The organism is Bacteroidota bacterium, from assembly GCA_016699695.1.
GTDB lineage: Bacteria > Bacteroidota > Bacteroidia > Bacteroidales > UBA10428 > UBA10428.
Map to the genome: position 1 here is coordinate 3290763 of CP065006.1, position 26048 is coordinate 3316810.

Below are 26048 nucleotides of genomic sequence, written 5' to 3' on the forward strand. Positions count from 1 at the left end.
TGAAAACGTATCTTCCGTTTATTCTGCTTGCTGATTCACTCACATTATGTGAAAGTACATTTTAAATATACACATTCTGCTTACAAATTAAAACCTGTGATTAAAAAATTACCCTGCTGATGGATTTTATTTACTATGGAAAGGGTTATTTTATCAAGGCATAACTTTGATATTCCAATCCCTTTCATTCGGAAATGTGCTATATTTGATAAAAATCTAATTCACCATTTTTTATGAAACGAGCATGATTCGTTAAACACAAACAAGGATGAAAATTCATCATGCGAGTTCCATCCGACCCTATTAAATAATTATTTACGGATGAAAACATATTCTTTGTTAAGCCTGCTTTTTTTCTCTTTGTTGTTATCGTGCAAATCTACCACAGAGGGTTTTAAAATCGAAGGCGAAATACAGGGTTTGAAACCCAGTGAAATAGTTTATCTATATGACAATAGCAGTAAAACTTATATCGATTCCACTACTTCAGAAAAGAGTAAGTTTGAATTTACAGGAACAGTGGCAGAACCATCGCTCTATTATGTAATTGTAAAGCGACCAGCTGGCGATGTGAGATATAAAGCTTTTTGGGTCGAAAACAACCTTATTTCTATTTCGGGTGATATTGCGAAGCTCAACGATGCCATAGTTTCTGGTTCTGAAATGCAGCGGCAGGAAGATATTTATCTTGCGCAGGTAAAATACATCTACAACGAACTTGCCCGTCTCGAAGCCATCTATAATCCGGATGATATTGCCTTGGCCGAAAAGCTCGATGCCCAGTTCGATTCACTTCTCGCACTCGAAGACAAGGAAAAAGTGAAGTATATCCGGCAGTTTCCCGATTATATTTATTCTGCTTACCTTGCCAAGCGGGTTGTCCGAAGCTTGAACCACACCGAGGGTGAGGCTCTTTATGCCAGCCTATCGGCTGATATGCAGACAAGTAAATATGGTGTAAATGTAAAGGAGTATCTGGAGCTAAGTAAGGACCTGGGCATAGGAAGCCAGTCCGTTGAATTAAGTTTGCCAGATGCGAGCGGTAACATGGTGAACCTTTCTTCACTTGCGGGTAAATATGTGTTAATCGATTTCTGGGCTTCGTGGTGTGGTCCCTGCCGCAGGGAAAGTCCATTTTTACGGGCAGCCTATGAGCAATTTCAGGACAAAGGATTTGAAATATATGGTGTGTCTATTGACAACGATACTACCAAATGGAAAGAAGCAATGGCACAGGACCAAATGACCTGGATTGGTGTACATGCCACAGGAGCATTCGACAGCCAGGCTGCTATGATGTACGGAGTGAAATACATCCCATTTAATTACCTGATCGATCGTGAAGGAAAAGTAATAGCCATGCACCTGCGAGGGGAGAAACTCATTGAAACCTTGGATAATTTGCTAAAATAGGCTTCGCATTTCCCAATAAATACTGGCTCGGTTGGTTGCTATTTTCTCAAAAATATAAAAATAGGTAATGACACTGTAAAAATCAGTGTTTTTCATTCCTGTCTATGCTAGCTTCGTTTAAAAGCCTATCCGATGGAATCGATTAAAGCGATATATAAAACCGGGCATGGCCCATCGAGCAGCCATACTATGGGGCCACGATTGGCAGCCAAACAGTTTCTGACAAAAAACTCCCAGGCAGCGCGTTTCGAAGTTAGTCTTTATGGCAGCCTTGCTGCTACAGGGCTTGGTCATTTGACCTTTCAAACAATCGAAGAAATTTTTGCAGGTAAGAAGCTAGCTATCGAGGGTAAGCCCAATGAGTTTCTTAAAAAGCATTCCAATGCCATGCGCTTTAAAGCGTTTGATAAGCAGGAAAACTTGCTGCAGGAGTGGGTGGCTTACAGTGTAGGGGGTGGTAACATTATCGACGACGATACACGGCTCGAAGAGAAGATGATTTACCCGCTCCGGTCGATGGAGAAAATTCTGGAATGGTGCTACGAAAATGGCAAGAGCATATGGGAGTATGCAGAGAAATATGAGGATAGCGATTTATGGGATTACCTGCGCGACGCCTGGGAGGTGATGAAAGACTCTATTGCCAGGGGCTTGGATTCTGAAGGTGCATTGCCAGGTAAACTTAAGCTGCCACGCAAAGCCGGGAGTGTATACCTGAAGGCACAAAACTTTAAAGACTATATTCGACGTCGAAGCATGCTTTACGCATATGCCTTGGCTGTTTCGGAAGAAAATGCCTCGGGAGGTAAAATTGTGACAGCTCCAACCTGTGGTGCCTGTGGTGTTATGCCTGCTATTTTGTATTATCACCAGAAAAACTATAAAACCTTCGACAGTAAAATTCTCAAGGCTATGGCTACGGCAGGCATTATCGGCAACCTGGTAAAAACCAATGCCTCCATTTCGGGAGCCGAAGTAGGTTGCCAGGGCGAAGTAGGCACTGCCTGTGCGATGGCTTCGGGCGCACTGACCCAATTGCACGGTGGCAGTATTTTTCAGATTGAATATGCTGCTGAAATGGGTTTAGAGCACCATCTTGGCCTTACCTGCGATCCGGTTTTTGGGTTGGTGCAAATACCCTGTATTGAGCGGAATGCCTTTGCTGCTGCCCGGGCATTGAACCATAAAGATTATGCTATGCTTTCTGATGGAAGGCACCTCATTGGTTTCGATAAAGTAGTGGCTACCATGAACCAAACAGGGAAAGATTTACCCAGTCTTTACAAGGAAACCTCTACTGGCGGATTGGCCTTGTTTCATGGCATAGACGAAAGGGGCGAATAAAATAAAATACTTTGCAGATACCCCGTCAGCTTGCTGCGGGAAGCTTCATTCATACGATTCCTTGATTGTCAATACTATTGTAGCGGCAATGTGCTTGTGCGGTTACATCCAGTATAATCTACCTTGCCGGTTTTAAGCAGGTAGTTCATCAGGTTTTCGGCCGTGGTGGTTCTGGTAGAGGTACCCGTATCGGCATGCTCAAAAACGTACGATGACAAAATGTAACTGTTGATGCCAACTCGATACTTTTTACCTTTTACTGGTTGGTTGTTTAAATCGAATACTTCTACCTTACTTACCGAATTATCTCTGTTTACAAGCACCCTGTAGCTTCCACCTGAAATAAAAAGGTCTATTTGCTTCATAAACGAATAGGAATACCTGATAAGGTCTTCTATTTCGTCTGAAGTCATTTTCAGAACAATCAGTTCGTTGCCAAAGGGATCCATTTCCAGGATATTCTTACGGGTGATATTGCCTGTTGGAAGCGAATTGATTCGAAGCCCCCAGTAATTTTGAAATGCAAAATCGAGTTGATGGATATGGCGTTGGGCATCCGTAAATAAACAGCCCATTTCAAATCGGTTCCGGATGGGTTGTAAGTTAGTAGCGAGCACTTCATCGAGGTAAATATTATGCCTGTAGTTCTCAATTTCAAGTTCTATTTCAGGATCTTGACCTTTGATCTTGGCGAGTGCAATGATCTTATAATTTTTATTTACCAGGCGATTCTTACTGAAACTTAACTCCACTAAGCCGGCATAGTGCAAATCGTGTCCGGCTTGGGCTATGAGCACCTGGTTAATTAGCCTGAGGCTGTCGATGAGGGTATGCGAATGCCCTCCTATCAACACATCTATTGATGGGTGTTGCATGGCAATCATGCTGTCGGTTTCGTAACCCAGATGGGTTAATGCAATGAGCGCACCATTTTCTACTTTCTTGCTGTATAGCGATGGCGCAGCTTCAAACGGATCGACAAATTCGAGCCCTTTTACCCTGTCTGGATGTGTGGAGGGTTTACCCTGGTTGCCTGTCTCAATGAGTCCTGCAAATACAAGTGGAATACCTTTGAATGAAAGTGTGCAGGAAGCAGGAAAGGATTGGAATATCTGGCTGCTGTCGATTATGTTGGCCGCTAGAATCGGAAACTCTGCCTGCATAATTCTTTGGGCTAAAATCTGCTGTCCGTAATCGAATTCATGGTTTCCAAGAGTAGCCAGCGCGTATCCTGTTTTATTCATCAGGTCAACAATCGGATAGCCTTTAGCACTGTGGTAATCGACATAGGGGTTTCCGCTAAACATGTCGCCGGCACTTACTAAAATAACAGTGTCGTAACAGGCAGCAAGACTATCTTTTAAATACGCCAAACGACTAAAGTTCTCAAGTTCACCATGCATATCGTTGGTATGAAGTATGGCTATCTTCACTTCTTTTTGCGTGCACGAAGAAAGAAGAAGCATTGTAGGGAATAAGGCAATGCATAGGCTTGAAACGAAAAAAGAAGGGTGCCTCATGATTAGTAGTTAGTTAATTGGGTTCGGTTTATAATCTTCTTAAAAGTATCGAATAGCATTTGCGACCGAAAATAAGTTATATTCAAATTGATGACTTTAAAAAATCATAAAATTTTTACTTCGATTTAATCAGGAAAGTAAATGTGCTATTGATACGTTGGAGCCTGTGGTTATGCCTTTAGCGATTGCAGACGGTTGGTCATTACTTCGTAAATTATCTTTGCCCAAACCAGGATACAAGGCACAGCTTTGATAAAATAGGGGTGAAAGAGTTCATTTCTCCAAACAGCAGGTGTGAGGTCGGAATAGACCAACGAAGAAAAAATAAGTACACTTGCAATGAGTATTTTGTTCAGCATTCCTGATTTTTGAATAGCAAAGTAAAGTCCGATTCCTGTGAGGGCAATAATAAATGTGGGCGATTCGGCTTTGTGGTTGAAAATAATTACCCAGATGAGCAAAGCAGAAAAAACAGCATACCTGAAGCTTCTTTCCTTATACGACGATAACTTAATTAAAGGCAGAACCATAAGCAATACTCCAAGTAAAAAAACCAGCCCACGAGAACCATTGTACCCAAACCATGTGTGCATCACACCCAGTAGCGAATAACCTACCGAATTGTCAAAATCCATTTGCAGCAATTGATACCAACTTGTGTACTGGTCAATCAGTCCATTCCAACCGGTAGCTAACATAGGCACAAATGCAAAAACCAAAAACCATAAAATGCCATAAAAGAAACTCTGTACCTTCTTCGGATAAAATAGAATCACCATAAAAACAACAAGCGAAAATATTTTTATGTATACCGAAAACATCAGGAAGAGCATGGCCAGGGCTGGGTTCCCTTTTTCGAGATTGGCAATGCCCAGCAGCATCAGCCCGGTCATCAGGGCATTGCTCTGCTCATTCATTAGAGAACCAACTAGTTCAAAAATGCCCAGCAGCAGTATAAATATGGTTTGGCGGGTTGAAAGTGAGGGCAGACTTCTTAACCCTGCTACCAAAACTAACAGGTTAAGCAGGTTCCAGGCAATTACGCCCAACCAATCGGGGAGGAGGGAAAAAGGTGCCATAAAAAAGGCAAATGCAGGACTGTATTTGTAATAATCGTAATGGTCAGCCGGGTGAAGCGTGTAAATATCCAACCCATGAAACAAGTGTTGTGAGGAGGTTTTAAAAATCAGGTAATTGTTAATCTGGCTGTGCATTCCTTCCGGAGTTTGATGATAACCAGCCAGGTACGATTGAAGCGACACACCAATGGTGAGCATGATTAGGCTTGCAAGAAGGATTTTAATCCAATTTTCGGTCGTTATATTTAGCCTTTTCAGTTTCATCTATTTTATCTTGATAAGGGCAATCAAAATAAGCAAAGGTACAAGGTAAATTACCAGACTGAAAGAATTATCTGTTCCAGAGGCCAGTGCAAAATCAATGGGCATCAGACTAAAATGTTTAATTAAGCCACCATTTGCATAGCCAAAACTTATAAAGGCGCCTGCCGAGAATTTATACAGGGTGCCGGAAATCGAAAAGGAAAATATCTGTAAGGACTGCAATACCTTGGAATATCCAATCGACTTGTTGGTTGAGTTCAAAACTCCCCATCCGGTCCAAGCTAAAAGCCCAAACAAAATTACCCCTGCAAAAACCTGACCCTGCACCAGACGCATCATCGCAAGATTTTGGTTTAACAGGGCACTTGCCAGCACAAAGATAAACCCAAAAAGTCCGGTAATGAGTTGATAAAGGCCTATGATCTGCTTTAGCATGACATAAAAATTTGTCCAAATATACGCATTTCGTGCTATGTTGATTTGTATAGTGAGAAAGCTAAAGTAAAAATTGGAACTTTGTGAATGGTTTGTTTTGTATAGAGAATTGGTTTAAGTTTGCAAGGCATATCCAATGTTCTTTTTATAATAAACTAGGCGTGAGAGCATGAACCGAACCCAGTTTATACAGAAGCTTATAGATACGAAAAGTGCTAAAACTTACCTTGAACTTGGCACTGGTAACGGACGAAATTTCTTAACCATTCGTTGCAAAAAAAAGTATGCCGTCGATCCGAAATTCATCATTCCTATTGGTTTTAAAGTAAAATGCTTGTTATTAAATCCGCATAACTGGTTTGCTCATTATTTTCAAGAAACAAGCGAGAATTTTTTCATCACACACAAGACCAGTATTAAAAAATTGAAAACCCTCGATGTGGTATTTATCCATAGTAAACACTCCTTCGAAGCTTCCCTGAAAGTTGCACTTAATGCTCTTCAATATCTTAGTCCGGATGGTGTAATTATCGTGCACAATTGTTTCCCACCCAACAAGGAGGCTGCCTTTGCTGTAAAAGAAATCACTAAAAGTAACAAAAGGCAGATCGAAGGCTTGTGTGGCGATGTGTTCAAATCCATGGTATACCTGCGCACAAAATACCTCGATACTTTGCGGGTTAGAGTGCTTGAAACAGACTTTGGCCTGGGAGTAATTACATTGAAGAAGAATTTTATTTCAGCTCCTGAGACAGATCATGAACTGTATAAAAAGGTTGATAAAATGACATGGGACGAGATGATGGAAGATCCGGAACAGGTGATTGGATTAGTACCACTCGAGAATGTAAATGAATTGCTTGAGGAGCTTCGAAAAAAAAACACTAAAAAGCGAACCAGTATTTAAGGAAGGTCATATCAAGGTTCCCATTTTAATTTATTTCCCCAGCATTGAAGTGCATAAATCAGCTCTTCGGTCCAATAATGGTAGTTATGGTCTCCCTGCCTGACAATGTAACTGGCAGGTATCTGATATTCTCGCAATAAAGTAATAAATGCATTGTTAGCCGGTAAAAGATCGTCCTGGTATCCACAATCGATGTACCATTCAATGGCTCTCAGTCCTGGGGCTTTTAAAGAATCGATTAAATAGTAGGGGCTATTCATTTTCCAATGTGGAGTAATCCGTTCGTTGCCCAACAGCGAGGGCCCATAAACCTGACTGAAATAGGCATGATACCTTACCGGTGAGAGTGCTATAAAGTGTTCAGGGCTTCGAAGTGCCCCACTCAGGCTAATGCAGGTACCAAACAGTTCGGGGTGTTTGATGGTAAGCACCACTGCACCAAAACCGCCCATCGACAAACCACCCAGGGCTCTATCAGAAAAATTATCTGAAAAGGAATACACCGAATCAGTAAAAGGCAAAAACTCTTTTGTAAAAAAAGTTTCGTAACAAAACTCGTTATTGTAGTTATTGATGTAGTAGCTTTTAAAGCCGAATGGCATTATTGCAACAAAGGCTGGAATTTTTTTGCATGCAATCAAACTGTCTGCAGTTTCTTTCAGCCGGTATTGATTTACCCAATCGGTTTCGGCTCCACCAAACCCATGAAACAAATAAATTACCGGATATTGATTCTCGTTTGAATACCCTTCAGGCAGATAAACCGAATAATTTACCTGCTGCTGCAGCACTTGGCTTTCCATATAAAGGTTTTGCACTGTTCCCTGGCTGAACAATGCATTGCTCAGCGAGCAGAGAAGGAAGATATAAGGGATATAGTTTGGCATACTCTATTTGTTAAGGATTCTAAAAATACTCAATACTTTTAAATTCAGGATTTAAATATCCGCTTGAATAGAGATAAAAGATTAGTTTTGCAGCTTATAATCGAATTATAAAGAATTCATGCGAAGCACTATTATAACTGTAGTTAAATATCTGTTCTTCCTGGCTGTTGGGGTGTTTATTTTTTGGCTTATCTATCGTAAATACGATGTAAGTGAAATAGTCGATGCCTTCAGGGAAGTAAATTACTGGTGGATTGCATTGTCGCTTGTTTTTAGCGTGCTTTCGCTTTTGTCGCGAGCCCGGCGCTGGCAGTTACTCATTAATTCCATTGGGCATACCCCTCGTTTTGTCAATGTATTCCTGTCATGTTATGTACTTTACCTGGTCAATTTATTCATTCCGCGTGCAGGCGAGGTTGCCCGGTGTTCGGTAGTGGCCAGCACCGACAAAGTACCTTTTGCCAAACTCGTTGGCACAATGATTATTGAGCGCTTAGCCGATGTATTGATGCTGGGTATACTTGCTGTGCTCATTTTTGCCACAAACCTGGGCGTGTTGAATAAAATAGCCGATGCTTACCCGGCTTTAAAAGAAAGTTTTTATGGATTGTTTTCTTTTCGCAATCTGTTAATTCTTCTTGTAATCATGGCATTTGGTGCAGTGGCAGTCTGGTACCTTCGTCGTTACCATAAAAGAAAAAAGGAGGCTCAGGCTGAAAACAAAGAGTCACTGTGGATAAAATTCCTCGAAGGTGTTGATTCAATCTCAAGGCTCGATAAAAAATGGGAATTTCTTGGGCATACCATATTCATTTTTCTGATGTGGCTGGCGATGTTGTACGTCGTTTTTCTGGCTTTCGAACCTACTGCAGGATTAAGCATAAGAGCCGGTATGCTTACTTTTCTGATGGGTGGTCTTGCCATGTTGGTTCCCGTGCAAGGCGGCATTGGTCCCTGGCATTTTATGGTTAGTCTTACTCTTGCAAAAGGATATGGTGTGGCTGAAAGCCAGGCCGATATATTTGCTTTTATAGCCCATACAACCACCAACCTGGTATACATTGTTTTAGGTGCTGTAGCCCTGGTGTTTGTTTTCCTTATCAATAGTGGTAACGTAAGCCTTATGCGAAAAAAGACGAGCTAAATTATTGATTTGTATTCATTTTAGTAATCTGAAAATAATTCTTACTTAAATTTTCGGAAGATGCAAACAGGGCGTTTTTTGCCTTAAAAAAATCACTACATTTGCGCCTCGTTTCTCAGGGTCAAATTAACTCAGCTTATTTCTATCATGATTACGGTTTCAAATCTAGGTATCCAGTTTGGAAAGAAATTTCTTTTTCAGGATGTTAACCTCAAATTTACTCCCGGCAACTGTTATGGCATTATCGGTGCCAATGGGGCTGGAAAATCAACCTTACTGCGCATTTTATCCGGTGCACTCGACCCTACCAGGGGCAGTGTTAGTCTTGGTTCAGGCGAACGCTTGTCGGTATTAAAACAAGATCACTTCGAGTTTGATGAGTGCACAGTAATCAATACAGTTTTAATGGGGCATCAGCCACTTTGGAAGATCATGCAGGAGAAAGAAGCCATTTATGCAAAAAGTGATTTTTCTGAAGCAGATGGTGTGAAAGCTGCTGATTTGGAAGAAAAATTTGGCGAAATGAACGGTTGGAATGCTGAAAGTGATGCAGCCATGCTATTAAGCGGATTGGGAGTGAAGGAAGACCTGCACTACACCCTCATGAAAGACCTTAGCGGAAAAGAAAAAGTTAGGGTTCTGCTGGCTCAGGCACTTTTTGGAAATCCCGATAATTTATTGCTCGATGAGCCTACCAATGACCTTGACCTTGATACAGTTTCGTGGCTGGAAAACTACCTTTCGAACTGCGAAAATACGGTACTTGTTGTTTCGCACGACCGTCACTTTCTCGATTCGGTGTGTACCAATACAGTAGATATTGATTTTGGAAAAGTTAAACAGTTTGCAGGCAACTATAGTTTCTGGTATCAGTCAAGCCAGCTGGCACTTCGTCAACAGGCCAATCAGAATAAAAAGGCTGAGGAGAAGCGTAAAGAATTGCTGGAGTTTATTGCACGTTTTAGTGCCAATGTGGCTAAATCGAAACAAACTACAAGCCGTAAAAAAATGATTGAGAAGCTGAATATTGAAGAAATTCAGCCTTCTTCGCGTAAATATCCTGGCATCATTTTTACCCCCGACAGGGCTCCAGGAAACAATATTCTTGAAGTGAGGGATTTAAGTGCCAGCATTGATGGAAAGATATTGTTTAAAGACTTGAGCTTTACGGTTGAAAAAGACGAAAAGGTGGTCTTTCTTTCGCGCGATCCCAGGGCTATGACAAGCTTGTTTGAAATTCTCAACAAAAAGATTAAACCCGATACAGGTAGTTTTGAATGGGGTGTTACCATTACCACAGCATACCTGCCAATTGATAATTCCGAGTTTTTTAACTCCGATAAAACACTTATCGATTGGTTAGCTCAGTTTTCGAGTGATACCAGCGAACTCTTTTTAAGAGGTTATCTGGGTAAAATGTTGTTTTCCGGCGAAGAGGTGTATAAAAAAGTAAACGTCCTCTCAGGTGGCGAAAAAGTACGTTGCATGATTGCCCGTATGATGCTTACGAATGCAAACCTGATTATGCTTGATACACCTACCAACCACCTCGATCTGGAATCGATACAAGCCTTCAACAACTCACTTACCCGTTACCCTGGCAACGTGCTGATGGCCTCGCATGACCATGAGTTTATTCATACTGTGTGTAACCGAATTATTGAACTTACACCCAATGGCATTATCGATAAGAAAATGGAGTATGACGATTACATCTCAGACGAAGACCTTATCGAACGCCGTAACAGGTTGTATGCCGGATAGATTGTTTTTAAATCTTTGCGCTTAAAATAAATCGGGCAGCTTCTGTTTCATCAGTTGCTGCCCGATTGCTGTATATTGAAGGTTTTAGGTGCTAAAGGTAAATTGTCTGGTTGCGGTTGGGGCCTAGTGAAATAATGTATACTGGCACACCTGTGTGTTTTTCGATGTATTCGATGTAATTTTTTAATGTAGCCGGGATGGCTTCTTTTGTGGTTATATCGCGAATATCATCTTCTTTCCATCCTGGAAGTTCTTCAAATTCACATCCGCTCACTTCTTCCAGCTCATAAGGGAATTCATGTGTTGCCGAACCTCCAATTTTATATGCAGTTGCCACCTTAATCGTATCAAAATCGGCAAGCACATCGGCTTTCATCATTATTAGTTTGGTTACACCATTGAGCATAATGGCATACTTCAGAGCTGGCATATCCAGCCAACCACAGCGTCGGGGTCTGCCTGTGGTAGCACCAAATTCTTTTCCTTTCGACCTTAACATCTCGCCGGTTTCGTCGTGCAATTCGGTAGGGAAGGGACCGCTTCCAACACGGGTGCAGTAAGCCTTAAAAATGCCGAATACTTCGCCAATTCGGTTTGGGGCTACCCCTAAGCCTGTGCATGCTCCGGCGCAGATAGTACTTGAGGAGGTTACAAAGGGATAGGAACCAAAATCGATGTCGAGCATGGTACCCTGCGCTCCTTCTGCCAGCACACTTTTGCCTTCGGCGATTAATTTATTCAAAAACTGTTCACTGTCGATGATCTTAAACTGTTTTAATACCTCAATGCCTTCGAACCAGTTTTTTTCGTATTCAGCTACGTTGTATTCAAAATCGTATTGTTTCAGCAGCGCTTTGTGCTTGTTCAGCAGCACGTTGTATTTCTCCATAAAATTGACCGATACAGCATCGCCAACTCTCAGGCCGTTACGCCCTGTTTTGTCCATGTAGGTAGGGCCTATTCCCTTGAGGGTTGACCCTATTTTGGATTTTCCTTTTGATGCTTCCGAAGCAGCATCGAGTATACGATGCGAGGGCATGATCAGGTGAGCTTTTTTCGAGATATACAACTGCTTGCTGATGTCTACACCAATTGCTTTCAGTTCTTCGATTTCCTGCCGGAAGATATTTGGGTCGATCACAACTCCGTTACCTATTATGTTAATCTGGTCCTGACGGAAAATACCCGATGGGATGGTATGCAATACGTGTTTGATATTATTGAATTCGAGGGTATGCCCGGCATTGGGTCCACCCTGAAAACGTGCAATTACATCGTATTTTGGGGTGAGCACATCCACAATTTTACCTTTGCCCTCGTCGCCCCATTGTAGACCTAGCAATACATCAACTTTCATCTATTAATTGTTTTAATTTTGGTGTTAATCAAGCCCCACTTATGTTTTCTGATATTTGCATCTTAATTATTGAAGCAAAATATTCGAGAAGGGTTTAACGTAATTGGCCAATTGGAAATGCCCAAAAAGCAAGGCAAGGTAGTAAAAATCTGAGCATGTTTTACTGCTGTTAATAATTGACGAAAACTATTTTCAGAGGAGCTTAAAACTTCGTATCTGGCCTTTTTTTTCCGTAGATATAGAGCGAATGGTGTGAGAGTTCAAAGCCATTTAACTCGCAGGCTGTGCGGATAATTTCCTGCATGCGGGGGTCGCAAAATTCTATTACTTCGCCATTGTCGATGTTTATCAGGTGGTCGTGCTGTATGCAGCGGTAGGCTTTCTCGAACTGGGCAATGTTTTTACCAAACTGGTGTTTGACAACCAGGTTACAATCGAGTAATAATTCAATGGTATTGTACAAGGTGGCGCGGCTAACTCTGTAATTTTTATTTTTCATAAAAATATACAGTGTTTCAATGTCGAAATGACCTTCGCGCGAGTATATCTCATCGAGAATAGCATACCGTTCGGGAGTCTTCCGGTGTCCTTTTTTCTCTAAATAATCGGTAAATATTTTTTTTACGGTATCCCTGGTTTCTGCGGATATCATAATTTAGACTAATTAAAAATAGCGCTCAAATATACTATTTTTTTTGAAATAGGAGCTTCTAATTTAGATTCGTAATAAATAAGGTTTGGTTTTCAGAAGAAGTTTTTTTGAGCCGAAGCTGAAGAGTAGCATTTAGTTCTTTTCGACACGTTTTACACTGTTCACCCCTTTAATTTTACCGAGGTTCATGATGAGGTTGTTGAGGTCTTTTGTATCATGAACGTAGAGCGAAATGGTACCTTCCCAGATGCCATCGTGGCTTTCGAGGTTTATATTGCGGGTGTTCACATTGAGTTGTTTGGTAATGACAGTGGTTATGTCGTTGTAAACCCCAAAACGGTCGGTACCAGCCAAGGCAATTTTTACCAAAAATGAATACAGTTTGTGCGAGGTCCATTTAACATTGGTTACCCTCGATACCTGGCTGGCGGAGGCTTTAACTGCCTCAATGCATTTGGTTTTGTGTATCACCACCTGATTGAAATCATTTATAAAGCCTATTACATCGTCGCCAGGAATAGGTTTACAACATCGGGCTATGGTGTAATTGATATCGGTATTTGTGCTGGAATCACCCAACACCAGGGTATCATGCTTTTTAAAAGCTTCAGAGGTTGTTTCAGGCAGGTCGTCAGAAGTTTCTGAGCCATCGTCTTTTAACTCGTTGAGTTTTGATTTTCCAATAAAGGAGAATCCCCAATAGTTAATCCACTTATTTTTAGTGTTCTGCTTCAGTACTTTCTTTAAATCATCGAGGTTGATAATGCCTGTTGCAATCTGGCTGTAGAGTTCGTCTTTCGAGGTTACTTCGTAGTTGGGGAGCAATTTCCGGAATATCCGGTGGCTTGGTTTTAACTTCATGCTCAGGAGCTTTTCCTCGAGCATTTGTTTGCCTATTTCAAGCCTGTTTTTTATTTCGCCCTTTAGCTGGGATTTGATGGTAGATTTGGCTTTGGCTGTATTCACTCTGTTAAGCCATTCCATGCGAGGCTGAACTTTATCGGAGGTGATAATTTCAACCTGGTCGCCACTTTTTAGGTTGTAATATAGTGGTACGAGTTTGTGGTTCACTTTAGCGCCAATGGCTTTGTGGCCTATTTTCGAGTGAATATGGTAAGCAAAGTCGAGGGCGTTTGAATTGGATGGCAGAGTTTTTATCTCTCCTTTTGGAGTAAAAATAAATATCTCGGAAGCAAAGAGATTCAATTTAAAATCGTCGAGAAACTCGAGGGCATTGGAATTGGGATCCTCCAATAACTCACGAATTTGCTTGATCCATTTATCCAGCTCAGATTCCTGGTCTTCGTTGTGTTTGTATTTCCAGTGCGCGGCAAAACCTCTTTCAGCAATATCATCCATACGCCGCGAACGTATCTGAACCTCAACCCAATTCCCTTTTGGTCCCATTACCGTGGCATGCAGGGCTTCGTAACCATTCGCTTTGGGTGTACTAACCCAGTCGCGTATGCGTTCGGGTTTGGGCATAAAAATATCGGTGATAAGCGAATAGATATTCCAGCATTGGGTTTTTTCGGGTAGTTCCGAATACGGATCCGGGTCAAACACAATGCGGATAGCCATCAGGTCGAATATTTCTTCAAATGGCACATTTTTATTTTGCATTTTTTGCCAAATGGAATAAATCGATTTATGCCTTCCGGTGATTTCGTACTTCAGTCCATAAGTTTTAAGCCGTTCGTCAATTGGTTTTTTAAACTCTTCGAGGAAGGCCTCGCGTTCCTGGCTATTTGCTTCGAGCTTGGCCGAGAGTTCATTGTACACTTCGGGGTACCGGTGTAGAAGACTGAGGTCTTCCAACTCTGTTTTTATGGTATACAAGCCTAATCTGTGAGCGAGTGGGGCATAAAGGTAAATGGTTTCGCCCGATATCTTCATTTGCTTGTAGGGCGCAAGGCTGCTAAGGGTTCGCATATTGTGCAGCCTATCGGCAATTTTAATGAGTATCACCCTTACATCGTCTGAAAGGGTAAGTAGCATTTTTCTAAAATTTTCGGCCTGCAAGGACGATTTGTTATCAAAAACGTCTGATATTTTTGTAAGGCCATCGATAATGGAGGCAATTTTTTCACCAAAAAGCCGACTGATGTCTTCGAGGGTATAGTCGGTATCTTCCACTACATCGTGCAGCAAGGCACATGTAATGGATTTTGCACCCAGACCAATGTCTCTGCTTACTATTTTCGATACTTCTAAAGGGTGCAAAATATAAGGTTCGCCCGACTTGCGGTACATGCCTTTATGGGCTTCGTATGCCAGCTTAAAGGCCTTTTTTATCATTTCAATGCCTTCCGGCGAGCATCGGTTACTGCTGATGCTAAGAAGTTCTTCGAATGAACTGGTAATACTTTTTTCTTCTATCTGAAAATTTTCGAACATACTTACTGGTACCTCCTGTACCGAAATGTGCCTGTAAAATTAATGAATTTCGCTTCATTTCGGTATGATTTAATAAACTACTGCAACGGCTCCACGAAGGGTTCGGCGCGAACCATCGCCAATACGATATTGTACTATACATTGGTAAGTACCAGGTGGGGCAAGTTTGCCATCAATTAATCCATCCCATCGGCTTTGAGAAGGATCTTTGCTTTCGAATACCAACCTTCCGCTGCGATCGATTATTTTAAATTCATACTCATCAGGTATAAAATCGATGGTAGGGCCAAAACTGCTGTTTTCTGCTGAGCCAGGAATAAAAGCATCGTATTCGAAACGAATATTAACCGGTAAATCGTAACATACAGGGTTCGACAGGCTGGAATTAGAACCCGAATTTTCAATGGCTGTAAGTTGGTAGCATACCCTGGAAGGCTGGTTGTTTTCTACCTGCGAAGCCAGATCGGTATCGGTAAATTCCGTATTCAGGCTGTTGTAAAGCTGATTCCAGGGTTCATCTCCAAATTTTCGTTCAATTTGGTAATGGCTTGTACCCGAAGTAAAATTCACATATTCATTCCAGGTAAAAACGGGTTCCAGTTCACTCCCTGCGCGTTTAAGAAGTATAGTACTGGCCAGGTTATCAGATTGACGGATGCCGGTATCGCAAAAGTTTTCTGCTTCGAGTTGGTAGTAATAAGGTCCGGCAAGAAAGTCGACCTTGTCGGTGTAGCTCAGTTCTTTCTCGCTTGTTTCGAATGTATAGATGGCATTGTAGGTTCCATTTGGTGCATCGGAACGAAGCAAATTATAGGTTTTCAATTCTCCCAAGGGGTCTATGGTGAAGGAGAGTTCGACCCAACTTTGCTTATAGGTGGCAAAGTTGGCATGCATATAGGATGGAAGCACCGACATGGGTGTATTCAGAGTTATTGGGTTGGAATTGGACACTTCGCCTGGGTAATTGGCCGATATGGCTGCTACGTAAACAATGTAATCCTGATTGGCGGCAATGCTTTCGATTTGGTAGTTATTTTCAGTAGCCGAAATGCTTTCGACTAATTGGTAACTGTTGCCGTTATCTTCAGAAAGGTAAATGTGGTATTCCAGGGTGCCCGGTTGGGTAAGTTGTTTAAACCGGAATGGGTTCCATGTTAAGTTGATGCTCGCCTGGCAGCTATCGTGCTCGGCAGATAAAAAGAGGGTACTATCGAAGGTGAATTCGTCAAGAATATTCAGACTAAGGCCGCCTAAATCATAAGCTTGCACACCAATTACTACCGGTTGAACCTGCGGGTTAGCCTGAATGAGCAAGGCAGGATTGAAAGTAAGCGATAGGGGTCCAGATGCCGGAACTGTACTTCCTACTTCGAGCCATCCGCCGTTTACGGGTGGCTTATCCGGGTAATAATACCATACCTGGTATTCCACTGCATCTGGCGAGGCAGAGGGTTCCCAGGCAATGGTCATTAACCCGGTGTTGACATCAAAACTTGTATAACGAACTTTTGGCGCGGGAAAGCTTTGTGCAAGTATGGAGTATGCCAATAGGCAGAATAGCAAAGTCAATATACCAGTTTTGTGGTTCAATGCAATTTGTTTTTTAGTTTTTGTAATGCCTCGCTGTAGGTGTGTACAATATGATCGATAATTTCTAAAGCAGATTCTTTTTTATGAATCAATGCTGCAACCTGTCCAATTTCAAGTTCGCCTTGTTCCAGATCACCCTCAAAAACTCCTTTTTTGCAGCGGCCGCTACCCAGTAGTTCGGCTAATTGGTGAATTGAAGCACCATTTGCTTCGGCTTCCATCACCTGGTTGGCAAAGCTGTTGAGCATCAACCGCACAGGAATCAACCGTTTTAGAAGCAGGCGGGTATTTCCTTCGGCAGAATTAAGAACGTAATTTTTAAAGTTTTCGTGTGCCGACGATTCGTTGCATACTGCAAAGCGGCTACCCAATTGAACCCCTTCGGCACCAAGCGCAAAGCTTGCCAACATCGATCGGCCATCGTATAGACCGCCTGCCGCAATAACCGGCAGATTCATCGTTTTTTTTATAAGGGGAATCAGGCAGAAAGTAGATGTTTCTTCACGGCCATTGTGTCCTCCGGCCTCAAATCCTTCTGCTACGATGGCATCTACACCGGCGTCGGCGGCTTTTTGGGCAAACTTGGTATTGGCTATTACATGCACCACAATGCATCCCTGGGCTTTGAGCACCTGGGTCCATGAGGCTGGGTTGCCAGCCGAGGTAAACACAATTTTAACTTTTTGTCGCAAAATTACCTCGATATGGGCTGCAGCTTGCCTATGCATCAGAGGCAGGTTCACCCCAAAAGGCATTTGAGTTTGACTGCGCGCTTTTTCAATGTGTTCTTCCAGAAGTGCAGGTGTCATGGACCCGGCCCCTATCAATCCAAGTCCGCCTGCATTGCTCACCGCAGCTGCAAGCTTGTAACCGCTGCACCAAACCATGCCTCCCTGAACGATAGGGTATTTGATACCGAAAAGCTTACAAATGGCATTTTGTGTAAATAGCTCCATGCATGCAAAATTGGCATTTTTTTGATTTTATTCCTTAACTTCAACTGGTATATTTGTTTTCGCATGGGCATTTTGAAAATACCAGACCGTTTTCACAATTGGAGGACGCAACATGTGACCGACAGGCAGATGGTGATGGTTTTATCTGTTGTGATAGGTTTATCGGTAGGGTTGGCAGCAGTAACCGTTAAAAACTTTGTTTTTCTGATCGAAACTAACCTGAGGGTTTTACTTGTAGGAAGAAGTTTTTTCTGGTACCTGATTTTACCCAGCGCGGGTATTTTGATTACCATTTTTTTTGTACACTCTATCAACCGAAAACCAATAAGACAAGGTATACCCCTGGTTTTACAGTCTATTTCCCGCAACAAAGGACAAATCGATTCTCACTACGTTTTTTCTTCGGTCATTTCAAGTGCCATTACAGTTGGGTTTGGAGGTTCGGTAGGGTTGGAAGGACCTACCATTGCTGCCGGGGGTGGCATAGCCTCCAACATTGGCCGTGTGCTTAATCTGAACTACAAACAAGTGACTCTTTTACTGGGTTGTGCATGTGCCGGAGCCATGGCATCTATCTTTAAAGCCCCTGTGGCAGCAGTTGTTTTCGCCCTGGAAGTTATTATGCTCGACCTTACCATGTGGGCCATGGTACCACTCTTGTTAAGCTCTGTGACGGCGGTGCTCACTTCCTACCTTTTTCTGGGCCACAACCATTTATATGCATTCGTGGTGCAGGGTACTTTTGAGCTTAACCAGGTGCTTTTCTACCTTGTATTTGGAGTTTTTATGGGATTTGTAGCAGTATACTTCATTAAAGTTTTTTTGTTTTTACCACCCTTGTTTCAAAAAATATCCAATCCATATTTAAAGTTAGTACTAGGGGGAACATTGTTGGGTATACTGATATTTCTGGTTCCCTCGCTGTATGGCGAAGGATATGAAGTAATTAATTCGAGTTTGCAGGGGAACTTCGATTTTTTATTCCAGCGAACGCCATATGTGTCCTATCAGAGTAGTGCCCTCATGGTTTTACTGCTTTTTTTTGTCATTCTGCTGCTCAAGGTAGTGGCAACCTCCTTAACTGTGGGCATCGGAGGTGTGGGAGGAATATTTGCGCCCATGCTTTTTTCAGGTGCCATTGCAGGTTTATTTTTTACACATCTATTATTTCAACTTGGGTTTAGTTTACCGGCCAGTAATTTTGCACTTGTGGGAATGGCCGGAATGATTGCTGCAGTGATTCATGCTCCTCTCACTTCAATATTTTTAATTGCCGAAATCACCAAAGGATACGATCTTTTTGTACCCCTGATGATTGTGTCTACTATCGCTTATGCCACTTCCCGCTTGTTCTATGCACATTCAGTATATGCCATACAACTTGCCAAGAGGGGCGAACTTATGACCCATCATAAAGATAAAGCCCTGTTGATGCTTTTAAATGTGAATGAGTTGATAGAAACTGATTTTAGCATAGTAAAACCTGAACAAAAGATGACAGATCTGGTAGAAGTGATTAAATTCGCCCATCGGAATATTTTTCCGGTAGTAGAAACCGATGGTACCTTCAGGGGACTTATTAAGCTCGACGATATAAGGCATGTGATGTTTAACCAGGAGGTTTACGATACAGTGTATATTCGTGATATGATGTTTATACCTGACGATGTGATATTTACCTCAGACAGTGTGGAGGAAGTTGCCCAGAAGTTTCAACAAAGCGGCTCCTACAATATTGTGGTTATTCAACATGGCAAATACCTGGGGTTTGTTTCGCGGGCTAAGTTGTTTTCGGCTTATCGTGATTTACTAAAGAACATATCGGAGCATTAAAGAATGGACATTTTACAACATACTTTCAGAAGCTGGCTTCTCAGAATTATTGCATGGAAAGAAAAACGCCTTACCCATCGTCAGTTTATTTATATCTTAAGCTTTATCATTGGCATTGTTAGCAGTCTTGCAGCTGTGCTACTTAAAAATACCGTACACTTTACACATAACTTTCTTTTTAACCAACTGCCCATCGACCGAATCAATTTTGTATACCTTCTATTTCCGATTATCGGCATCATACTTACCGTGTATTTTGTCAAATATTTTGTAAAAGACAATATAGGACATGGCATAAGCCGCATTTTATTTGCTATATCGAAAAAAGGGGCAAGCCTGCGCAAGCATAACACTTATTCGTCGCTTGTGGCAAGCACGCTCACTGTAGGTTTTGGAGGGTCGGTAGGGCTCGAAGCACCCATTGTGCTTACGGGGTCCTCTATGGGCTCAAGTCTTGGCGATTTGTTTAAACTCAATTATAAAACAAAAACCATACTTATCGGCTGCGGAGCTGCCGGTGCCATTGCCGGAATTTTTAAAGCACCTATTGCCGCAGTAATCTTTGCCCTCGAAGTACTCATGCTTGACCTAACCATGTGGTCGCTTATTCCTTTGCTGATTTCAGCTGTAACCGGACTTACTGTATCGTATTTTCTTTTAGGAAGGGCAGAAATTTTCTCCTTTGAATTGGTACATCCTTTTATGCTGAGGAATATCCCTTATTTTATGCTTCTTGGTGTCTTTGCAGGTTTTGTTTCGCTTTATTTTACGCGTGGCATTATATACATCGAAGGGGCCTTCAAAAGGTTTAAAAACAACGTGGCTAAATGGATAACCGGTGGTGTACTTTTAGGATTAATCATATTAATCTTTCCTCCTCTCTATGGCGAAGGTTATCTCTCGCTCGATGCACTCCTGAATGGCAACCCTGAAGAATTGACCTATGGAAGTGTTTTTTATGGGCATGCACAACAGGTTTGGGTGATGGTACTCTTTCTGGCTCTGATACTTATTTTTAAAGTTGCTGCCACAGCCATTACCACTGGTGCCGGAGGAGTAGGAGGTATTTTTGCCCCCACGCTTTTTATGGGCGGAATAGCAGGTTATCTTGTAGCAAGGGTTATTAATTTGTTTAGTTTTATTCAGGTTTCTGAGCGTAACTTCGCGGTGGTTGGCATGGCAGGCTTGATGGCAGGAGTGATGCATGCTCCCCTCACTGCAGTTTTTCTAATTGCAGAAATTACAGGAGGCTACGAACTCTTTATTCCATTGCTCATTACCTCTACCATCGCGTATATCACGATTATTTATTTCGAACCCCATTCTATTTATCATAAACGATTGGCTGAACGCAAGGAGCTTATTACTCATCATAAGGACCAGGCAGTGCTTACGCTTATTAAAATGGAAAAACTCATCGAGACCGATTTTGAAGTAATTCATCCACAGGCAAAACTGCGCGATTTAATTGAATCCATTGCCCGCTCAAGGCGGAATATTTTTCCAGTGGTCGATCAGGGAATGCTTATAGGGGTGGTGCTGCTCGACGATATCCGCCACCTGATATTTAATTCCGATTTATACGATTCTGCATCGGTGCGCGACCTGATGTTTCGTCCACCAGCCGTAGTGGAGGTAAATGAAGCTATGGACGATGTAATGCTGAAGTTTGAAACTACCGATACCTGGAATCTTCCCGTGCTGCGAAACGGGGTGTATGTGGGTTTTATCTCAAAATCGAAGCTTTTTTCTGCCTACCGCAACAGGCTCATCGAAATCACAGGCGATGTTTGATTTTTTTTTCAAACTTCGTAAATATTGGCAATTAAAAGCAAAATCTGTTGCTAGGGTGAAAAGAAAAAATCAGTTTTTAAATGCTGATTCAAAAACGTATTTTTACAGCCTTATATTTCAACTTAAAATACTATTCGATGGAAAGGGATAAACTAATTTTTGACATCATTCAACGCGAAAAGCAGCGTCAATTGCAAGGCATTGAACTGATTGCTTCAGAAAACTTTGTGAGTGACCAGGTTATGGAGGCTATGGGTTCCTGCCTCACCAACAAATATGCCGAAGGGTACCCCGGTAAGCGCTATTATGGCGGTTGTCAGGTTGTAGACGAATCTGAGACCCTTGCCATTGAGCGGGCAAAAAAACTGTTTGGTGCTTCATGGGCTAATGTGCAGCCGCATTCCGGCGCTCAGGCTAACATGGCTGTTTTGCTTACTGTGCTAAAACCAGGAGACACTTTTCTGGGTTTCGACCTTTCCCACGGTGGTCATTTGTCGCATGGCTCTCCAGTCAATTCCTCGGGAATGCTCTACCGTCCGGTTTCCTATAAAGTAAATGAAGAAACAGGCCGGGTTGATTACGACCAAATGGAAGCTGTAGCCAAGGCTGAAAAACCAAAACTGATTATTGCAGGTGCCTCGGCTTATTCGCGCGACTGGGATTATGCACGTATGCGCGCTATTGCCGACAGTGTGGGTGCCTTGCTTATGGCCGATATTGCCCATCCGGCTGGTCTCATTGCAAAGAAACTGCTCAATAATCCTTTCCCTCATTGCCATATTGTTACAACAACTACCCATAAAACCTTACGCGGACCACGGGGTGGTTTGATATTAATAGCACAGGATTTCGAAAATCCGTGGGGACTGGCAACGCCAAAAGGTGAATTAAAAACCATGACCCAATTGCTCGATAGTGCCGTTTTCCCAGGTATTCAAGGTGGTCCCCTGGAGCATGTAATAGCAGCAAAAGCAGTTGCTTTTGGCGAGGCGTTGGATGATTCGTTTCTCGCATATGGTCAGCAGGTTATTAAAAATGCCTCGGCCATGGCTAAGGCCTTTATCGACAGAGGATACAAAGTGATATCCGGTGGAACCGAGAACCATTCGATGTTAATTGACCTGCGTACCAAAGTTTCGGACATTACCGGAAAGCAAGTAGAGAATAGCCTGGTAAAGGCTGATATTACCATTAACAAAAACATGGTACCTTTCGATAGTCGCTCACCGTTTCAAACCTCAGGCTTTAGAGTAGGCACTGCTGCCATTACCACACGTGGCATAAAGGAAGATATCATTCCACAGATTGTAGACATGATCGATGAGGTAATCTTACATATCGACGATGAAAAAACCATTGAAGCTGTTGCAAAAAGAGTGAATAAACTTATGAGTAACTATCCGATTTTTGCTTATTAAAATCAGGGTATAAAAACGAAAAAGCCTGTAGCATTGCTCCAGGCTTTTTTCATTTTCCAACTATAGGTTTTAGACCTTTCTTCGATTGAAAAATTTATAACCTGCCAGGATAAATGCCAAAGCAATAATAAAAATGCTCATCCAAAACAATCTCTTGCCTTTTACTTCCAGCTCTTGTTGCAGTGATTCAATTTGTTCTTTTGATTTTTGAAGTTCTATTTCATATCCTGCGAGGCTTTTTTCCCGATTTTCGATTTCGTTGCGCAATTGCAGTTCGTAAAAATTCTTGTTGTTGTTTTCTTCCAGGAGCACGTAGTTGATTTCAGAAAACTTCACATAATTTTTCAGGGCATTTTTGTTGTCGCCGGTTTTTTCATAATACTTGTAAAGGTTTTCATAAGCAAATTTCTGAAGTATCTTATGGTTTAGTTCAATCCCGATTTTAAGCGACGATTCGAATAAACTCGCGGCTTGCGAAAGCTGGTTTTGTTGTAAGTAAATTTCGCCCAACTTACGGGCACACAAAGCCTCGCCAAAGCGGTTTTTAATTTCCTTGTTAAGTACGAGTGCTTTTGAGAAATTCTCTTTGGCGTGCGCCAGATTCTTTTTTTCCAAATAAATGTTTCCGATGTTGTTGAGTTGGTTGGCAATCCGCCATTTGTCATTTAGTTCTTCCCCTATTTTAAGCGATTGGTTATAATAGCTAAGCGCTTTCTCTGAGTCTTTTTGTTCGAGGTAGAGGCTTCCGATATTGTTCAGAACAATAGAAGTCTGTTTTTTATTGCCGGCAGCTTTGCTCAATTGAAGGCTCTGGTTATAATATTCGAGCGCCTGGTCGTAGTCTTTCGAGTTTTTATACAAGGCTCCGATCAGGTCGAGGGTATAGGCTACTTTATTGTCGTTACCAAGTGTTTTTTCCATTTCCAGCGCACTAAGGTAAACTTCAAGAGCCTTTTGGTACATACCAGCAGATGAATAGATATTGCCAATGTTTTTGAAGGTTTCAATGAACACAGTCGAATTTCCGGCACTGGATTTCAGGCTCAGGGCATCGTTGTAAAAGTTAAATGCAGCTGAAAAGTCGTTGATGCCCAGGTACAAGCTGCCAAGTTTATTGTAAATAGAGGCCGTTTGTTCAGGATAACCCAGGGCTTTGTATGTTTCGAGACTATAATTGTAATAAACATATGCGCTATCGGTATTTCCAAGATTTTTGTAGGCATTGGCAATATTTTCAGTGGACTTGGCTAGTTCTTCCGGGTTGCCGTAAAGCATTCTTAGTGTATAGGCCTGCTTGTAATACTCTAAGGCTTTTTCGTATTGGTTGTTACGCCAATAGCCGGAACCTATTAAATTAAGGGTGTTTGCAATATTAAGGGTGTCGTTGTTGATTTTATAGATATCCAGGGCCCGGTTCAGGTGGTCTTTCGATTGAGTATATTCGGCAAGGTCGATGTAAACCAGAGCTATGTTTTTAAGCGTGGCTGCCATATCGCCCCAGTTACTGTATTGTTTTCGAAGCTCAAGTGCTTGCTGGTAATATTTAAGTGCTTCGGTATTTTTTCCTTGTTGCCAGGCAATACCTCCCAGATAGTGCAAGCAATCAGAAATTCCTTGTTTGTCCGACAAGGACTGGTAAATTCTTAAGGCTTCCTGCACTAAACTTGTGGCATCATCAAATTTCGACTGCGATTTAAATACCAGCGATTTCATGTTATGGACATGTGCCAGCTCACGCTCCATGTTCAACTTTTTGTATTTTTCAATTGCCATACTCAGGTTCATGGAAGCCTCGGAATAGTTGTGCATATTGGTCAGGGCCACGCCACTGTTCATATACCCAAAAGCAAGGAGAGCCTCATTGGCTGTTTCATCGCCAAGCACAATCATTTTCTGGGCCATGCTTTCACTTATTGCCGGTTGGCGATCGAGATACTGTTGGTAAATTTCGAAATAGTTTCGCATCGAATCTTGTTCGCTCTTGCTCAAATCGTTAAATACCGGAAGTTTAATTTCTATAGCAAAAGAAGTATGAAGAATGAGCGCCAGCATGCCGACGATCAAGCTGTTTTTTATTGGATATTTCATACAGTAGTTTTTATAATTTTTGTTTGATTGCTTCTTAAGCAATACTTGCATTTCAATATACGCCCATAGGGTTTTAAAGTAAAAACAAGTTGTTAACAAAATCAGGGTTGAAACGAATAATAATAACAAGAAAACCCCCTACCAATTAAAATACTTACCAGTAGGGGGTTGCGTTGATATTGAATGTATTTCACTTATAGCATAAGTGAAACTAGATTGTAATTTATCGGTTTTATATTCCGAGGTTTGTGATTTTACAAATTCAATGTTAGATGGTATCCCTATCGCAGCAGGTGTTGTAAATACCAATTTATTTGCCCGTAATGATATTCATTGGACTGATATTATTCATGTACCAATCGCAGATATTAATAGAATGAAGACTGAAACGAATAAAGGATTTAAATTACCTACTAATGGTGGTGATTTAACAGGTACTGAATACAGAAATGGTAATACCGAATGTCCTTATAATGGTGGGAAACTTAATGGGGATAACACAAACCCAAATACCGACCCCGATACTTATTTTTATAAGGGTTTTGGTAATGCTGATTGTATTGGGTTTTTAGAAGAATTAGGCATTATTTAAAAACAAAAAAAGGGTGCTCAATTGCTGAACACCCTTTTTTATGAAAAACCGAGTTGTTATTTAGACTCTAAGACAAAAGTGTGAGTACCATAATTATATCCAACATTACTTACTAACGTGAAGAATTTTCCGTTTTTTACATACGTACCATCATTAGAATAGCCAATAACATACGTACCATCTTCATTCACAACCATTTCATCGTAATTACGCCAATCATTCACAATTCTATCGTCACTTGTTTTATAGGTGTATGTAACAGTCACCACATTACCAACGATGGTAATACTAAGTTTTGGCAACACATTTTCCCCAGTAAATCCATTGGTAGAAACCCACACAAGGTTAGCCCAATCGGGATATTGTTCCTCAAGGGTAAGTTTTTGTTCGGGGGTAACAGGTTCATCTTTCTCGCAGCTAATTGTTAAAAAAGCTACCGATAACACTAACATCATTAAATAAGTTACTTTTTTCATAATTTTAAAGTTTTTGTTTATTACGAGATTTAATTTTTTTTTGTTACAAATAACAAGAAGTGGGTTAAAATTCCTTCTTTAAACAACCTCCTAATTTTTCAAATGCTACTTACTGACTAAAAATTTGAAGTTAATTAT

General features: G+C 41.5%; 20 protein-coding genes. 9 read left to right on the forward strand and 11 right to left on the reverse strand.

Going from position 1 to position 26048, the window contains the following annotated elements; all coding sequences use genetic code 11:
- Window positions 1-321 precede the first annotated feature (321 nt).
- Window positions 322-1413 carry an AhpC/TSA family protein gene (locus tag IPM71_13730; protein ID QQS50630.1) on the forward strand — a complete coding sequence of 364 codons (1092 nt, stop codon included), beginning with the start codon at window positions 322-324 and terminating at the stop codon, window positions 1411-1413.
- 132 nt (window positions 1414-1545) lie between these two features.
- Complete coding sequence (locus IPM71_13735; protein ID QQS50631.1) at window positions 1546-2757, forward strand: L-serine ammonia-lyase; 1212 nt, start codon at window positions 1546-1548, stop codon at window positions 2755-2757.
- A 74-nt stretch (window positions 2758-2831) separates the two neighbouring features.
- Here the strand turns inward: IPM71_13735 and IPM71_13740 are convergent, their stop codons facing one another.
- The 3 genes from IPM71_13740 to IPM71_13750 form a co-directional block, all read right to left on the reverse strand.
- Window positions 2832-4190, reverse strand: a complete 1359-nt coding sequence (locus IPM71_13740) for a bifunctional metallophosphatase/5'-nucleotidase (GenBank protein QQS50632.1) — start codon at window positions 4188-4190, stop codon at window positions 2832-2834.
- A 257-nt stretch (window positions 4191-4447) separates the two neighbouring features.
- The gene (locus tag IPM71_13745) at window positions 4448-5620 is read right to left on the reverse strand and encodes a DUF2029 domain-containing protein (GenBank protein ID QQS50633.1); all 1173 of its coding nucleotides are present in this window, start codon (window positions 5618-5620) and stop codon (window positions 4448-4450) included.
- A complete protein-coding gene (locus IPM71_13750; GenBank protein ID QQS50634.1) occupies window positions 5621-6055 on the reverse strand; it encodes a hypothetical protein in 435 nt (144 codons plus the stop codon).
- Window positions 6056-6224: 169 nt separating this feature from the next.
- Here IPM71_13750 and IPM71_13755 point away from each other — a divergent pair, with 169 nt between their 5' ends.
- Entirely contained in the window at window positions 6225-6962 is a 738-nt protein-coding gene (locus IPM71_13755) for a hypothetical protein (GenBank protein ID QQS50635.1), read from the forward strand.
- Between the two features lie 11 nt (window positions 6963-6973).
- On the opposite strand, the gene IPM71_13760 is transcribed toward IPM71_13755, so the two are convergent.
- Window positions 6974-7849 carry an esterase family protein gene (locus tag IPM71_13760; protein QQS50636.1) on the reverse strand — a complete coding sequence of 292 codons (876 nt, stop codon included), beginning with the start codon at window positions 7847-7849 and terminating at the stop codon, window positions 6974-6976.
- 118 nt (window positions 7850-7967) lie between these two features.
- Between IPM71_13760 and IPM71_13765 the strand changes: the two genes are divergently transcribed.
- On the forward strand, window positions 7968-8993 hold the full coding sequence (locus IPM71_13765) for a flippase-like domain-containing protein (protein QQS50637.1): 1026 nt from the start codon (window positions 7968-7970) through the stop codon (window positions 8991-8993).
- Window positions 8994-9140: 147 nt separating this feature from the next.
- On the forward strand, window positions 9141-10757 hold the full coding sequence (locus IPM71_13770; protein QQS50638.1) for an ATP-binding cassette domain-containing protein: 1617 nt from the start codon (window positions 9141-9143) through the stop codon (window positions 10755-10757).
- Between the two features lie 91 nt (window positions 10758-10848).
- Here the strand turns inward: IPM71_13770 and IPM71_13775 are convergent, their stop codons facing one another.
- The 5 genes from IPM71_13775 to IPM71_13795 form a co-directional block, all read right to left on the reverse strand.
- Window positions 10849-12114, reverse strand: coding sequence for an adenylosuccinate synthase (locus tag IPM71_13775; protein ID QQS50639.1), 1266 nt, complete (start codon window positions 12112-12114; stop codon window positions 10849-10851).
- A 202-nt stretch (window positions 12115-12316) separates the two neighbouring features.
- Window positions 12317-12766 carry a transcriptional repressor gene (locus IPM71_13780; GenBank protein QQS50640.1) on the reverse strand — a complete coding sequence of 150 codons (450 nt, stop codon included), beginning with the start codon at window positions 12764-12766 and terminating at the stop codon, window positions 12317-12319.
- 132 nt (window positions 12767-12898) lie between these two features.
- Complete coding sequence (locus IPM71_13785; protein ID QQS50641.1) at window positions 12899-15163, reverse strand: bifunctional (p)ppGpp synthetase/guanosine-3',5'-bis(diphosphate) 3'-pyrophosphohydrolase; 2265 nt, start codon at window positions 15161-15163, stop codon at window positions 12899-12901.
- 69 nt (window positions 15164-15232) lie between these two features.
- Window positions 15233-16753 (reverse strand): gliding motility-associated C-terminal domain-containing protein, encoded by a 1521-nt coding sequence (locus IPM71_13790; GenBank protein QQS50642.1) that lies wholly within the window; start codon window positions 16751-16753, stop codon window positions 15233-15235.
- Window positions 16750-17709 (reverse strand): nitronate monooxygenase, encoded by a 960-nt coding sequence (locus tag IPM71_13795; GenBank protein QQS50643.1) that lies wholly within the window; start codon window positions 17707-17709, stop codon window positions 16750-16752. The genes IPM71_13790 and IPM71_13795 overlap by 4 nt, the downstream gene beginning before the upstream one ends.
- Window positions 17710-17772: 63 nt before the next feature.
- Between IPM71_13795 and IPM71_13800 the strand changes: the two genes are divergently transcribed.
- From IPM71_13800 to IPM71_13810, 3 genes are all read left to right on the forward strand, one after another.
- A complete protein-coding gene (locus IPM71_13800) occupies window positions 17773-19542 on the forward strand; it encodes a chloride channel protein (GenBank protein QQS50644.1) in 1770 nt (589 codons plus the stop codon).
- Window positions 19543-19545: 3 nt separating this feature from the next.
- Entirely contained in the window at window positions 19546-21336 is a 1791-nt protein-coding gene (locus tag IPM71_13805; GenBank protein ID QQS50645.1) for a chloride channel protein, read from the forward strand.
- A gap of 137 nt (window positions 21337-21473) precedes the next feature.
- The gene (locus IPM71_13810; protein ID QQS50646.1) at window positions 21474-22754 is read left to right on the forward strand and encodes a serine hydroxymethyltransferase; all 1281 of its coding nucleotides are present in this window, start codon (window positions 21474-21476) and stop codon (window positions 22752-22754) included.
- Between the two features lie 69 nt (window positions 22755-22823).
- Here the strand turns inward: IPM71_13810 and IPM71_13815 are convergent, their stop codons facing one another.
- Window positions 22824-24842, reverse strand: coding sequence for a tetratricopeptide repeat protein (locus IPM71_13815; GenBank protein QQS50647.1), 2019 nt, complete (start codon window positions 24840-24842; stop codon window positions 22824-22826).
- A gap of 265 nt (window positions 24843-25107) precedes the next feature.
- Between IPM71_13815 and IPM71_13820 the strand changes: the two genes are divergently transcribed.
- Window positions 25108-25434 carry a hypothetical protein gene (locus IPM71_13820; protein ID QQS50648.1) on the forward strand — a complete coding sequence of 109 codons (327 nt, stop codon included), beginning with the start codon at window positions 25108-25110 and terminating at the stop codon, window positions 25432-25434.
- Between the two features lie 56 nt (window positions 25435-25490).
- Here IPM71_13820 and IPM71_13825 read toward each other — a convergent pair whose 3' ends face one another.
- Window positions 25491-25910: a hypothetical protein gene (locus tag IPM71_13825; GenBank protein ID QQS50649.1), complete on the reverse strand. Its 420-nt coding sequence runs from the start codon at window positions 25908-25910 to the stop codon at window positions 25491-25493.
- Between the last annotated feature and the right edge of the window lie 138 nt (window positions 25911-26048).

Excerpts from the sequence above, each read along its gene's own strand:
- IPM71_13730 (QQS50630.1), top strand. The coding sequence starts at position 322 with ATGAAAACATATTCTTTGTTAAGCCTGCTTTTTTTCTCTTTGTTGTTA.
- IPM71_13735 (QQS50631.1), top strand. The coding sequence starts at position 1,546 with ATGGAATCGATTAAAGCGATATATAAAACCGGGCATGGCCCATCGAGC.
- IPM71_13745 (QQS50633.1), bottom strand. The coding sequence starts at position 5,620 with ATGAAACTGAAAAGGCTAAATATAACGACCGAAAATTGGATTAAAATC.
- IPM71_13750 (QQS50634.1), bottom strand. The coding sequence starts at position 6,055 with ATGCTAAAGCAGATCATAGGCCTTTATCAACTCATTACCGGACTTTTT.
- IPM71_13755 (QQS50635.1), top strand. The coding sequence starts at position 6,225 with ATGAACCGAACCCAGTTTATACAGAAGCTTATAGATACGAAAAGTGCT.
- IPM71_13760 (QQS50636.1), bottom strand. The coding sequence starts at position 7,849 with ATGCCAAACTATATCCCTTATATCTTCCTTCTCTGCTCGCTGAGCAAT.
- IPM71_13765 (QQS50637.1), top strand. The coding sequence starts at position 7,968 with ATGCGAAGCACTATTATAACTGTAGTTAAATATCTGTTCTTCCTGGCT.
- IPM71_13770 (QQS50638.1), top strand. The coding sequence starts at position 9,141 with ATGATTACGGTTTCAAATCTAGGTATCCAGTTTGGAAAGAAATTTCTT.
- IPM71_13775 (QQS50639.1), bottom strand. The coding sequence starts at position 12,114 with ATGAAAGTTGATGTATTGCTAGGTCTACAATGGGGCGACGAGGGCAAA.
- IPM71_13780 (QQS50640.1), bottom strand. The coding sequence starts at position 12,766 with ATGATATCCGCAGAAACCAGGGATACCGTAAAAAAAATATTTACCGAT.
- IPM71_13785 (QQS50641.1), bottom strand. The coding sequence starts at position 15,163 with ATGTTCGAAAATTTTCAGATAGAAGAAAAAAGTATTACCAGTTCATTC.
- IPM71_13795 (QQS50643.1), bottom strand. The coding sequence starts at position 17,709 with ATGGAGCTATTTACACAAAATGCCATTTGTAAGCTTTTCGGTATCAAA.
- IPM71_13800 (QQS50644.1), top strand. The coding sequence starts at position 17,773 with ATGGGCATTTTGAAAATACCAGACCGTTTTCACAATTGGAGGACGCAA.
- IPM71_13805 (QQS50645.1), top strand. The coding sequence starts at position 19,546 with ATGGACATTTTACAACATACTTTCAGAAGCTGGCTTCTCAGAATTATT.
- IPM71_13810 (QQS50646.1), top strand. The coding sequence starts at position 21,474 with ATGGAAAGGGATAAACTAATTTTTGACATCATTCAACGCGAAAAGCAG.
- IPM71_13815 (QQS50647.1), bottom strand. The coding sequence starts at position 24,842 with ATGAAATATCCAATAAAAAACAGCTTGATCGTCGGCATGCTGGCGCTC.
- IPM71_13820 (QQS50648.1), top strand. The coding sequence starts at position 25,108 with ATGTTAGATGGTATCCCTATCGCAGCAGGTGTTGTAAATACCAATTTA.
- IPM71_13825 (QQS50649.1), bottom strand. The coding sequence starts at position 25,910 with ATGAAAAAAGTAACTTATTTAATGATGTTAGTGTTATCGGTAGCTTTT.